The organism is Dinghuibacter silviterrae, from assembly GCF_004366355.1.
Lineage (GTDB): Bacteria > Bacteroidota > Bacteroidia > Chitinophagales > Chitinophagaceae > Dinghuibacter > Dinghuibacter silviterrae.
The window spans coordinates 589,724-601,597 of the sequence record NZ_SODV01000002.1; the positions used below are offsets into that span (position 1 = coordinate 589,724).

The following is an 11,874-nucleotide window of genomic DNA, read 5'->3' on the forward strand; positions in this document are numbered from 1 at the left end:
AGGCTCTGATTGGAAAAGGTTTCCTCCCCTGTTGGAATGGCAACCGATCTTTTGCTAAAATTTTAAAACGCGTAACATCATGTACACATTCAATTTGATATACCCGAACCTTTCGGACATCCCTTTCCACGCCATGGTCTTCCCCGACGGCCAACCCCACGTAAAACTAAAAATGGAGGCCATCAAAGCCCTCGACCGGGCCACCCCGGTCCGGATCCTGTCGCGGTTGAGTCATGCAAACGACCTGATGACGGTCTTGTTCGTCAAGAACACGCTGGACTACCTGGAATTCGAACACGTCGAGCTACACGTGTCGTACCTGCTGGCGGCGCGGATGGACCGGGTGATGCTGGACGGTGAGCCGTTCTCGCTGAAGGTGGTCGCGCAGGTGCTGAACCAGGCGCAGTTCCGGAAGGTGAAGATCTTCGATCCGCATTCGGAGGTGAGCACGGCGTTGATCGACCGGTCTTATGCAGTGTCGAATCATACGTTTGTGCAGGGGGCTTTAAAGGACTTTGGGGTGGAACCGTATTGCCTGGTGTCCCCGGACGCGGGGGCGCTTAAAAAGATACACAAGCTGGCGTCTTTTTTAGGCGCGGCGGAGGTGGTCGAGTGTATGAAGGAACGGGACTTGCGCACGGGTGCGCTGACCCATTTCAAGACGACGGCGGACGACCTGGAGGGGAAGACCTGCGTGATTGTGGACGATATATGTGACGGGGGCGGTACTTTTGCAGGGACCGCGGCGTTGTTGAAGGGGAAAGGAGCGGCGATGGTCGTGTTGGTGGTCAGCCACGGTATCTTCAGCAAAGGACCGGTGATCGACGGGATAGACAAAATCTATACAACGGATTCTTACAGGCTGGTAGAAGGGGTGCATACGTTTCCGATCAGCAACTTTTTGTTATGACATACGAACTGTCCGATGAGATCCTGCGTGGGTGGACGATCAACAACCTGGTGGACATCGCCTTGTTGGAAGCGTTGCCACCGCAGATCTGGACGGAAAAGATCCCTGGGTATGCACAAAAGACGGTCCGGATGATCGGCGCGCATATCCACAATTGCCGGTGCAGCCACCTCCGGCACCTGGGCCGGAAGTGGCAATTACCGGTACCGGAGGTGGTGGATAACAAAACGGTCACGACAAAGGGGTTGATCGCCGCTTTGCACAAAAGCGCCCGGTCGATGGAGGAGCTGTTCCGGAAGGGTCTTGACAACGGGAACGTCCTGCCCGGTTTTGGTCCGGGTGCGGTCCAGTTCCTGCACTATATGATCGAACACGAGGCGCACCACCGGGGACAGCTGACGATGGCGGCCCGGCAACTGGGGTATCCGCTGCCGGCGGAGGTGTCGGGGTTGCTTTGGCAGTGGTCGCGGCTGGAAAAGAAATAATAATTTGGAAAATAATACCGATCGGTATAACTTTGGGGAGTGAAAAAGGCAGAACAAAAGTGAAAAAGGCAGAACAAACACGTCAGTTCATCATCGAAAAAACCGCCCCCATCTTCAATATGAAGGGGTACGCAGGGACTTCGTTGTCGGACATGACGGAAGCGACGGGGCTGACGAAGGGCAGCATCTACGGGAACTTCGAGGACAAGGACGCGGTGGCCCTGGCGGCGTTTGATTATAATGCGCGGAAGGTACAGGAGGTGATGCGCCGGGAAATGGACAAGCACGATACGATCCGGGAAAAGCTCCTGGTGTATATACACGTGTATGAGAACTTCGAGAAGTTTCCTTTTCCCCAGGGGGGGTGCCCGTTGCTGAATACGACGGTGGACGCGGACGATACGCATCCGGAGCTGAAGACGCGGGTGGCGGGTGTGGTCCAGGGGATGAAAGACCGGTTGACCGGGCTGATCGAGGAAGGCAAGCGCCGGGGTGAGTTCAGGCAGGATCTGCACGCGGAACAGGCGGCGCTGACGCTGATCGCGACGATCGAGGGGTTTGTCATGTTGTCAAGGCTAAAGAGTCGCGTCCATGACCTTAAGCTCGTCACGCGATCCATCGAAGAAATGATCAGGAAATTCTGATCCTTTTTTTTACTAAAAAATATACCGATCGGTATATAAATAAACACGCAATGAAAACGACAAAAAACACTGTATTGATTACAGGCGGGAGCGCCGGTATCGGGCTTAGCATCGCCGAAGCATTTCTGGCGGCAGACAATGAAGTGATCATCACCGGACGGGACGCGGAACGGCTCGCGGAAGCAAAGCGGCGGTTGGGCGGAAGGGTGACCACGATCGTGAGTGATGTGAGCCGGCACAGCGATTTGCAAAACCTGGCGGAACGCATGCGCAAGGATTTCCCGGGCTTGAACGTCCTGGTCAACAATGCCGGCACGGCCTATGTATATGACCCCGCAAAAGGGGCGGAAAATGCAGGGGAGGAAATGCAAACCAATTACCTTTCGGTGATCGAACTGACGGAGTACCTGCTTCCCCTCCTGAAGCAGCAGCCGGAGGCGGCGGTAGTGAATGTCACGTCGGTGCTGGCGTTTACGCCCTCCCTGACGATACCTACCTACTCGGCTTCAAAGGCGGCACTGCATTCTTTTACGCAGGCCCTGCGGCTGACGCTGCGCAACAGCACGGTAAAAGTATTTGAATTGATGCCGCCGCTGGTGAATACGGACTTCTCCAAGATGATCGGAGGTGACAAGGGTATTGCCCCCGGCGTGGTGGCGGACCATTTGCTGAAAGCGTTGGAAAACGATACCTATGAAATCCATGTGGCCGGCACCGCCGATGTGTACCGCCTTTACCTGTCTTCCCCTGAAAATGCGCTGCATGCCATAAACGCCGCCCGGTTATGAAAAACCCCGTGCTGATGATCGCGGTCATCGCGGCTGCAGTCATGGAACTGATCGATACTTCGATCGTGAATGTGGCGCTTTCGCAAATGAGCGGGAACCTGGGCGCGACCCTGGAGGATACAAGCTGGGTGATCACGGCTTATGCCATCGCGAATGTGATCATCATCCCGATCACGAGTTTCCTGGTGGCAAAACTGGGGCGGCGCAACTATTATATCGGGTCGATCATTATGTTTAGCGTTTTTTCCCTTTTGTGCGGGCAGGCGACCAATATCTGGACCCTCGTGGCCTGCCGGTTTTTCCAGGGCATTGGCGGTGGGGCGCTGTTGTCGGTGTCGCAGGCGATCGTCTTCGAGCTTTTCCCAAGGGAAAAACAAAACATCGCCAGCGCGCTTTTCGGGATTGGCGTTTTCGTGGGACCGACGATCGGCCCCACCCTCGGCGGCTTTATCACGGAGAATTTCGAATGGCCCTGGATCTTTTACATCAACGTGCCGATAGGACTGGTGGTGACGCTGGTTTGTCTTTCCCGCCTGGGAGAACCGGCGATAAAACCGGTGGCGGGTCGGATTGACTGGACGGGGATCTTTCTTTTGGCGGTGGGCGTGGGCTCTCTGCAAACAGTCCTGGAGAGGGGTGAGACCGACGACTGGTTTAATGCAGGGTATATCGTGTGTTTGACGGCGGCGGCGGTGTTGGGGCTGACGCTGTTTATCTGGTGGGAGCTGCGGGTCAAACACCCGGTGGTGAATTTGCACGTACTCAGGAGCAAGAACCTGAGCATCGCGGCGGCGCTGACTTTTGTCTCTGGAATGGGGATCTTCAGTTCGGTATACCTGACCCCAGTCCTGGCCCAACGGATCCTTGGTTTTACGCCGACGCAAACGGGGCTTTTGTTGTTACCTGGCGCCATCCTGGCGATCGGGGGTTTGATCGTCTCCGCGCGGTTGCTGCAAAGGGGGGTATCCCCCGTGGTGATGGTGGCGACCGGTATGTTGTTGTTTGTGTTGTTCAGTTACCGGATGTCGGTGCTGAACCTGGGCGCCGGTGCGACGGACATGTCGGTGCCGCTGATCTTTCGCGGGGTGGGTTTGGCGATCGTGACCGTCCCGCTCACGACACTCGCGGTGTCCACCCTGGAACCAAAGGATTTTGCGCAAGGGGCGGCGCTCAACAATATGATGCGGCAGTTGGGTGGGTCCTTCGGTATCGCGCTGGTGAATACGTTCCTGGCGCGGAAGTTCGCGCAGCACCGGAGCATTTTATTGGAAAAGGTCACCGCGTACGACCCCGCGTATAACGAACGGCTCCGGCAGTACACCGGTTACTTTCAGGCGAAGGGCAGCGACGCCCAGGAAGCGGGGGCCCGGGCCCTGGGCGTGCTGAACTTCTCGGTGGATCAGCAATCTTTGCTGATGAGTTATCTCGACGGATTTCTCCTGCTGGGGATCGTTTTCATGGCGGCGCTGCCGCTGTTGTTGCTGACACGCGCGCGGAGACGGGGGACGCCGGCGGTGGTGTTGTCGGATCACTAGGAGGCCTCGACGAGCTGCTTGATCTGGACGAGGATGGGCATCCAGCCGTCGCCGTTGTTGTAGGTTTCTTTATAACGCCGCTCTCCGTCGGTCACCCCGGCAAAGTCGCCCTGGGTCACCTCCAGGAGGGTCTGGCCGTTGGTTTCCGTAAGGGTATAGGTCACCGTTACATAATTCTCCGGGACATCCGGTATGGTGGAGTTAGGATCTATGGTGGTATAGGCAAGGAATTGCCCCGGACGGATACCGGTGACCGTGCCCTTTACGGCGATCAGCTCCACGCCGTTGAAATTCCCCTTCCACACCAGGGGACTGCCGACCGTCCAGTCGGACAGGGCGGCGCATCCGAACATATACTTTGCGGTTTGTTCCGGGTTGGTCAATGCGTCCCATACCGTGGCGGCGGGGGCGTCGATGGTAATGTTGTTGCGAACGATCAGACTCATCGTGTGTATTTTGATGCAAGATTACGCCGCCGCTTAAAGACCGGGTAATATTTTAAGGATTATTTCTAACAGATTGCGGTGTCCGCCCAAACTTTTTCTTAAACGCATTGTTGAAGTGTTGCGGGGAGGCATACCCCAGCTCGGCCGAAATCTCGGCCGCGGTCTTTTCGCTGTTCCGCAGGTGCTCGAAGGCGAGCTGGAGCCGCTGTTCGGACAGGTAACCGAAAACCGTTGTCCGGAAGGTTTCCTTAAATCCGCGTTTGAGTTTGTATTCATTGAGCCCGACCGTTCTGGCGATTTCGGAGAGGTTGGGTGGGTTGTCGACGCGTTCATTGACAAAGTCCCGGGCCGCAATGATCCGTTCCTTGTCAGAACGGGTTTTTAAAAAAACGGGTTCGGGCGGCGCGCTGCAGGCGTCCGCCGACAGGACGAGGAGCTCTATGCTTTTGGACAAAAGAAAAAGCCGTTTGAGGTCGCCCCCGTAGGAACAATGGATGATCTGCCGGATCACCTGTTCCATACCCGGATCGATGGCGCCCCAGTGCTCCGAAAAAAGGATGTTCTTTCCTTCGAGCACGCTTTCCGCAAAGCGTTGCAAGGCGTCGCTGGCCCCGGTTGTAAATTGGATGAACTTGTCTCGCGGAAACTGGACCCCGAAAGTTTCGAGCTCGGGGCTGTGCGGGGTGACCTCGATATTGAATTCCCTCGAATACATCAGGTTGTGGTGCCCACCGATCAGGTCGAAGGTGCGGTCCAGTTGCCGGTAGGTGAAGCTGTAGTTTCCCCTCAGCCCGAAGTGCAGGCGTACCACGTCGGGTCCCGGGCCCGGGGGCCTGGAAGGGCGCTCACCGGTAGCACGCGACACGGCGTGCCCCAGGCGGATGCCGTCGCAGTTCCAGATGGTCGAGCGGATGGCGCCGTTGTCGGAGTGTACTTCGAGGGGTTCCATGCGTGCCTAAAGATACGCATTATCCCCGCCGCCGGCCGAACGCGGCTGCCCCTGCCGTCGAGTCCCGGTCCCCGGCCGTCGTATCCGACGCAAGCAGAATGTCCTTCTCCGGGTCCGCCCACCCCCGGCGCACGATTATGTCCTTCCCTTCGGGCCCCGACCGCATGGTACACAACAGTATATACACCCCATTGGGGGTAAGGTACCCCCCGGAAGCCCTCCCGGGTACCCGCGCCAGCGGCGGACTCAGGGGCTTCCTCCGCACCGAGTTGACCACATCCAGGGCATAGTGTACACAATTGAAACTTAGGATAGAATACCGCCGGCCGGCATCCTCGCGAAGGCGGACCAGGAGCGTATCCCAGGCACCAGCCGTCAGCCGCAGGCGGATGCCCGCGTTATAGACATGACCGTGGTTGTCGGCCAGACGGGACTTTACGGGCAGCCCGGTGGTAAATGCCAGGAAAGGGGACCGTGCGTAAAAACCCAGGTATTCGACGACCCGGGTGGTGTCGGTGGTTTTGGATAAACCGAGGAAAACGTGACCCAGCCGGCCCCGCGGCCAGGTGAACAACGCCCGGGGGTGGGCCGTGTCGGGTATGGACACGAGCAGCTCCACGGTATACCGGGTAGACGGTCCGGAAGGGACGCGGGAAAAGGTGTCCAGGTTTTGTCCCGTACAGGGGTTGATGCCCGCGAGTAGCACGATGGCGGCGGCAACTATTTTGACCATAAAAATTATTTAGGATACAAAACTATCCGGCAGAGGCGCGATGAAGGACGAGGTGGCAGCGCTATTTAATAATAGACCGCTGCTTTACAGTATGCTGTGCATTATGAAGGAAGGAGTCCATCCGTATTTTCCCGGAGGTCGAAAAAAAAGTTAGGTTTTGTTTATGGAAAAATGCACCCATGAGCGTCTTATATCATCGCCCGGTTTTGATCATCCTTAAACAAAGACGTATGGAAGAGCTGTTTTCAATGGAAAGGCCTTGTACTGTATTGATTGTGGAACTATGGGCGTTGATCCGGTCGGGGGTCAAACAAATCCTGGAGTCCCAGAACGAACCGGTGTACCGTTACCGGGTATTGCTTGCCCAGGACGCTTCGGAGGCGATCCGCAAGCTGACGCGGAACCCGGTCGACATCGTGCTGATGGGGGACAATGTACAAATCGGGGGCACCCCCTTGCTCATCAAGGAAATGCTGAAGGTCTACCCCGACCTTCGCATCCTCGTCATGGCGGACCTTCCGTTGTCCAACCATGTCAAGGCGGCACAGGAAGCCGGTGCATTAGGTTACCTGCACAAGAACCTTACCCACCAGGATCTACTGGAGGCCATCTGGAAGACGTATAACGGCAACGTCTATTATTCTTCTTCGGTGGCCAACCGTCTTTTGGAGGACGAGCGGATGGATTACGAAACCCGCATGAAGGCAGAGGCGAAACTGTCGAACCGGGAGCTCCAGGTACTTCGCCTGATCGCCTCGGGCATGACCACGCCCCAGATCAGCGTGGAGCTGTCGATTGGCCGGCGGACGGCGGAGACCTACAGGAAGAACCTGCTCCAGAAGACGAGGACGCAAAATGCGCCGGGGTTGGTGCGGTATGCATTTACTAATAAATTGTTATAATATGTAAAGTATGCTTTCCAATTTGGAAACTGTGAGTTACATTTAGACAAAAAAAATGTACTATGGAGATGAAATTCCTTTTCCCGCACCGGTACCGGTTGATCGGTTGGATATTGGCCCTGCCGTCGGCTGCGCTGGCGATCCTGGCTTTTTACCACGACTTCGGATTCCCGTTTTTGTATTATACGTCGGGGCCCTGGAACCCGGGGTTCCAGGACGCGTACTTCCTGTTTAACCTGACGTACCATAACTTCACGGGGGACATCGCACTGATCCTGCTAATGGTGGGTTTATTGATGGTGGCTTTTTCCAGGGAGCGGGTGGAAGACGAACGGACCATACGGTTGCGGCTGGAATCATTGTTGTGGGCGTTTTATGTGAATTCGGCCCTGGTCTTGCTGGCCATTATTTTGTGTTATGGGACGATGTTCCTCGCGGTGATGGTCTATAACATGGTGTCGACCCTGGTGATCTTTATCGGGCGGTACCATTGGGTAATGTTTTCGGAACGCCAACACCTTAAATCCGAGGCGGTATGAAAAACACTATAAAGGTGGAGCGCGCGATCCTGGACATCACACAGGCGCAACTGGCGGAGCGGATAAAGGTGTCGCGGCAGACGGTGAATGCGATCGAAAGCAACCGGTATGTCCCCTCGACCATCCTGGCGCTCAAGATCGCGCGGACTTTCGGGAAGAAGGTGGAGGACATTTTCTCGTTGGAAGAAAACGACTAGTATATGGCAACGATCACGGTGAAGCGTATTTACGATCCACCCGCCAACACGGATGGGTACCGGGTGCTGGTGGATCGTCTTTGGCCCCGCGGGGTCAGCAAGGAGAAGGCGCACATCGACTTATGGTTGAAGGAAGTCGCGCCTTCCACCGAACTGCGCCAGTGGTTCCACGCCCACATGGACCAATGGGAGACTTTTTCCAGGCGTTATGACGCTGAGCTGTACGGCTCGGCCGCGCTGGCGGAGTTAAAGGCCCTGGTAAAAAAGCATCCGCACGTCACCCTTTTGTATGCCTCCCGGGAGGAGACGCAAAACCACGCCCTATTGCTGGCAAAGCTGCTGCACTAGTGCCCGGCATACCAACTGCCCAGGGTGGTCAACTGCCCGTTCGCGTCGACCATGGCAGAGGGCCAGAGGGCCGCGCTGTTGGGGTCGCCCGAGAACCAGGAGTACCGTTGGACGAAGGAAAGGCTGTCCAGCTTTGGCAAAAGGCTTTGCATAAAGCCCAGCACCTGACCGGCGTTGTACACATTGTTGGTGGGGCTGGTGGCATTCCAGTCGGCGCTGGCGAATTCGGTGACCCAGATGGGTAAATGGTATTGGTTGTAGAGGGTTTGGAGCACCTGTACGAAATTATTGGCATCCAGGCCGACATACATGTGCACACAGATAAAGTCGACGCGGAGGTGTTCGGCGGCCACCGAGTCCATGAATTCCGTAAACCAAGTCACGGTGGGGTAGGAAACGGCGGGGCTGCCCAGGGGCAGGCCGATGCTTTCGAGCTGGGGCCAAAGTGCCAGCGCCTGGGAGACGGTCATGTTAGACTGACCGGACTGGTCGGGTTCGTTAAAACCCAGGACATATTTTGCGGTGCCCTGTGTCTTCATCTGTTGGACGAGGGTGATGTTGGCCGCGGTCACATTACCGGCCCCCCAAAACATCGGTACGAATTCCATACCCTTTGGGGGCGAAGGGGGGAGGGGTGTGCCCCACGTATAGAACCATTGCGCATTGAGCGAGACGAGGTCGCCTTGCCAGGTGCCGTTGGTCGTGTTGGTGCTGAAACAGCCCCCTTTTTTGGCGGAATGAGTTGTACTGGTCGTCGACCCGGTCGTGTCGGTGGACCCGCCGGTGGTGACGGGGGTGGCGCTTTTTTTGGCGCAAGAAACCAGGATCGCCAATGTGGCCAGGAAGCAAACGGTTTTTGTCATGGGGGCATGGATTTGCGTGCCCTAAGATAGCAAAAACCGTGCTTAAGTGGCCGCTGGCAAATGCACCGGTATCACGAGGATATTCCCCGACCCGTTGAGGGGGCTTTGCAGCTCCCGGGTCAGGCCGTCATAATCCAGGGTATGGTCCCGGTCGCGTTTGTAAAGCCCCCGAACGCGGTTGCTTGAATAGTACAACCGGCTGCCGTCGGGGCTGACGTAGGGGGATGAGTTTCCCGCTCCGTCGTTGACCTGGGGGCCGAGCTTTTGGGCGGCGGACCAGGTGTCGCCCTGCCGGTAGGATACATAAAGATCGTTCCCATTGATAAAGACCATGTACCGGCTGTCGGCCGATACAAAAGGATCCTGGAGACCGTCTACACCGGCAGGCAAAATGAGCCGGGGCGTCTCGTACCCGCTCCCCGTCCAACGGGCGTAGAAGCCGTTCATGCCGTTGTGTCCGTCCCTGTCGCGGGAACAGAAATAGAGGTCGCCCGAGCGTGTGACGCAGGGGGCGAAATTGCTGACGCCCTCTTCGTTAACGGGGGCGTCGAGGTGGCGGGGTTCGGACCAGCCACCGGAAGGGAGCCGGTCTACGAACCAAATGTGGAAGTTCTTGCGTGGGGCTTGACCCGCGCCTTTGACAAGCGGCCGGTTGGATATAAAAAAGAGCCTTTGGCCATCAGGGGTGATAAAGGGATCGGTGTCGTTCCAGGCCCCGGAAAACGGAAGGACCCATGGTTTGGACCAGGCGTCGCCCACGCGTTCGGACGCGCAGATCGTCCAGTAGACGCCACCGGCAGACCAATATACGGTCCGCCCGTCGGGACTAAAAGACGTGGCCCATTCCTCGTAAGGGGTGGAAACGACCCCGGGGGCAAAGACCTGGGGCAGGGCGGTGGAATCGACCACGGCGGTTTGCGCAAAAACGGCCGGGGAGCAGGCGGTCAAAAGAAGGACAAAGATGGTCTTCATGAAGGCGAAGCTGCCGCGTTTACAGAGGAAAAAGAAAGCCCTTCAATCGTTCCCCTTTTTTATTCAACGCCCGCTGTCTACCTTCATAGGAACATGACGGACATCAAAGCAATCATCACGGGCGCCACGGGGATGGTGGGCGAAGGCGTACTGCACGTCTGCCTCCAGGACCCGAGGGTCAGCGCCGTGCTGGTCATCAACCGCAAACCGCTGGGCATACAACACCCAAAGCTCAGGGAGGTCATCCATGCAGACTTTTTCGACCTGTCGGCGATCGAGTCGTTGCTAAGAGGGTACAATGCCTGTTTCTTTTGTCTGGGCGTTTCCTCCGTCGGGATGAAAGAGCCGGACTATTACAGGGTTACCCATACCCTGACCCTGAACGTGGCGACCTCGCTCGTACGGCTCAACCCGGACATGACCTTTTGTTACATATCGGGGGCGGGTACCGACAGCAGCGAAAAGGGCCGGAGCATGTGGGCGAGGGTCAAGGGCAAAACGGAAAATGACCTTTTGCAACTCCCCTTCCGCCGCGCCTTTGCCTTGCGGCCGGGGTTTATAAAACCCATACCGGGGCTGCAAAACGCGCATTCGTTTTACAACTACATCAACTGGCTTTTTCCCCTGGGAAGGGCCCTGTATCCTTCGGGTTTTTGTACGCTGACCGAGCTTGGCCGGGCGATGATCCACCTGGCGGAGGAAGGGTATGACAAAAAAATATTGTCCGGGAAGGACATTATCGCATTGGGCAAATGAGCGTCTTTAGCATACAGGATATCTTTTTTTCGTGTACGGACGTTGCCGAGTACAGCGGCGAACACTTCGCGTCCGAACACGGGCTGGCGCGTATCATTTCCGGGGAAATGCAGGTGTCGGAGGCGGACCGGAGCTATATCCTGTCGCCGGGTCAAACGGTGCTGTTTAGCAGAAACCGGTTGGCAAGGTTTGTCAAAAACCCGCTGGGCGACGGCACCTTCCGGATGATTACGGTTTTTTTCAGACAAACGTTCCTTGCACAATACTATGCGGCGCACACGGTCCGCAGGGATGCGGTGCGGATGAAGGATGTCCTGTGTTTCCCGCCCACGCCTTTATTGGATAGCTTTTTTACCTCTCTTTTGCCGTACGAGGAGTTGAACGGCGCGCTACCGGAGGAATTGGTGGGGCTGAAGCTGACCGAGGCCGTCACTATCCTAAGGCCCCTGGATCCGGCAGTAGATGGTCTTTTATCGGATTTTTCGGAACCGGGTAAGATCGACCTGGCGGATTTCATGGAGAAAAATTTTGCCTTCAACATCAGCCTGGAAAAATTCGCCTACCTGACGGGGCGGAGCCTGGCGACCTTTAAACGGGATTTTCGGAAGACCTTTCAAACGCCTCCGCAAAAGTGGCTACTGGAGCGTCGCCTGAGACAAGCCCATTTCCTGATCACCGAGAGGAAGCTAAAGCCATCGGAAGCTTGTATGGAAGTGGGTTTTGAAAACCTCTCTCACTTTTCCACGACCTTCAAACAACAGTTTGGGTACAATCCGTCGAGCCTGACCCGCTGACCAAACCATCTTT

16 protein-coding genes are annotated in these 11,874 nt (G+C 56.6%); 11 read left to right on the forward strand and 5 right to left on the reverse strand.

Going from position 1 to position 11,874, the window contains the following annotated elements; genetic code table 11:
- Nucleotides 1–79: 79 nt before the first annotated feature.
- The 5 genes from EDB95_RS19630 to EDB95_RS19650 are packed head-to-tail and all read left to right on the forward strand — an operon-like array spanning nt 80 to nt 4,362.
- Nucleotides 80–910 carry a phosphoribosyltransferase family protein gene (locus tag EDB95_RS19630; protein ID WP_133996150.1) on the forward strand — a complete coding sequence of 277 codons (831 nt, stop codon included), beginning with the start codon at nt 80–82 and terminating at the stop codon, nt 908–910.
- Nucleotides 907–1,395, forward strand: a complete 489-nt coding sequence (locus tag EDB95_RS19635; RefSeq protein WP_133996151.1) for a DinB family protein — start codon at nt 907–909, stop codon at nt 1,393–1,395. Before EDB95_RS19630 ends, EDB95_RS19635 begins: the two co-directional genes overlap by 4 nt.
- Before the next feature lie 59 nt (nt 1,396–1,454).
- The gene (locus EDB95_RS19640) at nt 1,455–2,039 is read left to right on the forward strand and encodes a TetR/AcrR family transcriptional regulator (protein ID WP_133996153.1); all 585 of its coding nucleotides are present in this window, start codon (nt 1,455–1,457) and stop codon (nt 2,037–2,039) included.
- 50 nt (nt 2,040–2,089) lie between these two features.
- Nucleotides 2,090–2,827 carry an SDR family oxidoreductase gene (locus EDB95_RS19645; RefSeq protein WP_133996155.1) on the forward strand — a complete coding sequence of 246 codons (738 nt, stop codon included), beginning with the start codon at nt 2,090–2,092 and terminating at the stop codon, nt 2,825–2,827.
- A complete protein-coding gene (locus tag EDB95_RS19650; RefSeq protein ID WP_133996157.1) occupies nt 2,824–4,362 on the forward strand; it encodes a DHA2 family efflux MFS transporter permease subunit in 1,539 nt (512 codons plus the stop codon). The genes EDB95_RS19645 and EDB95_RS19650 overlap by 4 nt, the downstream gene beginning before the upstream one ends.
- Here EDB95_RS19650 and EDB95_RS19655 read toward each other — a convergent pair.
- The 3 genes from EDB95_RS19655 to EDB95_RS19665 are packed head-to-tail and all read right to left on the reverse strand — an operon-like array spanning nt 4,359 to nt 6,490.
- Nucleotides 4,359–4,808, reverse strand: a complete 450-nt coding sequence (locus tag EDB95_RS19655) for an SRPBCC family protein (protein WP_133996159.1) — start codon at nt 4,806–4,808, stop codon at nt 4,359–4,361. The genes EDB95_RS19650 and EDB95_RS19655 overlap by 4 nt on opposite strands.
- 52 nt (nt 4,809–4,860) lie before the next feature.
- Nucleotides 4,861–5,757, reverse strand: a complete 897-nt coding sequence (locus EDB95_RS19660) for a helix-turn-helix domain-containing protein (protein ID WP_133996161.1) — start codon at nt 5,755–5,757, stop codon at nt 4,861–4,863.
- 19 nt (nt 5,758–5,776) lie between these two features.
- Entirely contained in the window at nt 5,777–6,490 is a 714-nt protein-coding gene (locus tag EDB95_RS19665) for a hypothetical protein (protein ID WP_133996163.1), read from the reverse strand.
- Between the two features lie 179 nt (nt 6,491–6,669).
- Between EDB95_RS19665 and EDB95_RS19670 the strand changes: the two genes are divergently transcribed.
- From EDB95_RS19670 to EDB95_RS19685, 4 genes are all read left to right on the forward strand, one after another.
- A complete protein-coding gene (locus EDB95_RS19670) occupies nt 6,670–7,392 on the forward strand; it encodes a LuxR C-terminal-related transcriptional regulator (protein WP_133996165.1) in 723 nt (240 codons plus the stop codon).
- Between the two features lie 62 nt (nt 7,393–7,454).
- Nucleotides 7,455–7,931, forward strand: a complete 477-nt coding sequence (locus EDB95_RS19675) for a hypothetical protein (protein WP_133996167.1) — start codon at nt 7,455–7,457, stop codon at nt 7,929–7,931.
- Nucleotides 7,928–8,128 carry a helix-turn-helix transcriptional regulator gene (locus tag EDB95_RS19680; RefSeq protein WP_133996169.1) on the forward strand — a complete coding sequence of 67 codons (201 nt, stop codon included), beginning with the start codon at nt 7,928–7,930 and terminating at the stop codon, nt 8,126–8,128. The genes EDB95_RS19675 and EDB95_RS19680 overlap by 4 nt, the downstream gene beginning before the upstream one ends.
- Nucleotides 8,129–8,131: 3 nt before the next feature.
- Nucleotides 8,132–8,476 (forward strand): DUF488 domain-containing protein, encoded by a 345-nt coding sequence (locus EDB95_RS19685; RefSeq protein WP_133996171.1) that lies wholly within the window; start codon nt 8,132–8,134, stop codon nt 8,474–8,476.
- On the opposite strand, the gene EDB95_RS19690 is transcribed toward EDB95_RS19685, so the two are convergent.
- Together EDB95_RS19690 and EDB95_RS19695 are read right to left on the reverse strand one after the other, a co-directional pair.
- On the reverse strand, nt 8,473–9,339 hold the full coding sequence (locus EDB95_RS19690; RefSeq protein ID WP_133996174.1) for a glycosyl hydrolase: 867 nt from the start codon (nt 9,337–9,339) through the stop codon (nt 8,473–8,475). The two genes, EDB95_RS19685 and EDB95_RS19690, sit on opposite strands and share 4 nt — an antisense overlap.
- Nucleotides 9,340–9,381: 42 nt before the next feature.
- Nucleotides 9,382–10,311 (reverse strand): TolB-like translocation protein, encoded by a 930-nt coding sequence (locus EDB95_RS19695; protein ID WP_133996176.1) that lies wholly within the window; start codon nt 10,309–10,311, stop codon nt 9,382–9,384.
- Nucleotides 10,312–10,404: 93 nt separating this feature from the next.
- Here EDB95_RS19695 and EDB95_RS19700 point away from each other — a divergent pair, with 93 nt between their 5' ends.
- Both EDB95_RS19700 and EDB95_RS19705 read left to right on the forward strand, forming a co-directional pair.
- A complete protein-coding gene (locus tag EDB95_RS19700; RefSeq protein ID WP_133996178.1) occupies nt 10,405–11,067 on the forward strand; it encodes an NAD-dependent epimerase/dehydratase family protein in 663 nt (220 codons plus the stop codon).
- Nucleotides 11,064–11,861 (forward strand): helix-turn-helix domain-containing protein, encoded by a 798-nt coding sequence (locus tag EDB95_RS19705; RefSeq protein WP_133996180.1) that lies wholly within the window; start codon nt 11,064–11,066, stop codon nt 11,859–11,861. Before EDB95_RS19700 ends, EDB95_RS19705 begins: the two co-directional genes overlap by 4 nt.
- The last annotated feature ends 13 nt before the right edge of the window (nt 11,862–11,874 follow it).

Coding starts and splice junctions, on each gene's coding strand:
- EDB95_RS19645 (WP_133996155.1), top strand. CDS start 2,090: ATGAAAACGACAAAAAACACTGTATTGATTACAGGCGGGAGCGCCGGT.
- EDB95_RS19705 (WP_133996180.1), top strand. CDS start 11,064: ATGAGCGTCTTTAGCATACAGGATATCTTTTTTTCGTGTACGGACGTT.
- EDB95_RS19680 (WP_133996169.1), top strand. CDS start 7,928: ATGAAAAACACTATAAAGGTGGAGCGCGCGATCCTGGACATCACACAG.
- EDB95_RS19690 (WP_133996174.1), bottom strand. CDS start 9,339: ATGACAAAAACCGTTTGCTTCCTGGCCACATTGGCGATCCTGGTTTCT.
- EDB95_RS19665 (WP_133996163.1), bottom strand. CDS start 6,490: ATGGTCAAAATAGTTGCCGCCGCCATCGTGCTACTCGCGGGCATCAAC.
- EDB95_RS19700 (WP_133996178.1), top strand. CDS start 10,405: ATGACGGACATCAAAGCAATCATCACGGGCGCCACGGGGATGGTGGGC.
- EDB95_RS19670 (WP_133996165.1), top strand. CDS start 6,670: ATGAGCGTCTTATATCATCGCCCGGTTTTGATCATCCTTAAACAAAGA.
- EDB95_RS19650 (WP_133996157.1), top strand. CDS start 2,824: ATGAAAAACCCCGTGCTGATGATCGCGGTCATCGCGGCTGCAGTCATG.
- EDB95_RS19695 (WP_133996176.1), bottom strand. CDS start 10,311: ATGAAGACCATCTTTGTCCTTCTTTTGACCGCCTGCTCCCCGGCCGTT.
- EDB95_RS19675 (WP_133996167.1), top strand. CDS start 7,455: ATGGAGATGAAATTCCTTTTCCCGCACCGGTACCGGTTGATCGGTTGG.
- EDB95_RS19635 (WP_133996151.1), top strand. CDS start 907: ATGACATACGAACTGTCCGATGAGATCCTGCGTGGGTGGACGATCAAC.
- EDB95_RS19660 (WP_133996161.1), bottom strand. CDS start 5,757: ATGGAACCCCTCGAAGTACACTCCGACAACGGCGCCATCCGCTCGACC.
- EDB95_RS19655 (WP_133996159.1), bottom strand. CDS start 4,808: ATGAGTCTGATCGTTCGCAACAACATTACCATCGACGCCCCCGCCGCC.
- EDB95_RS19685 (WP_133996171.1), top strand. CDS start 8,132: ATGGCAACGATCACGGTGAAGCGTATTTACGATCCACCCGCCAACACG.
- EDB95_RS19630 (WP_133996150.1), top strand. CDS start 80: ATGTACACATTCAATTTGATATACCCGAACCTTTCGGACATCCCTTTC.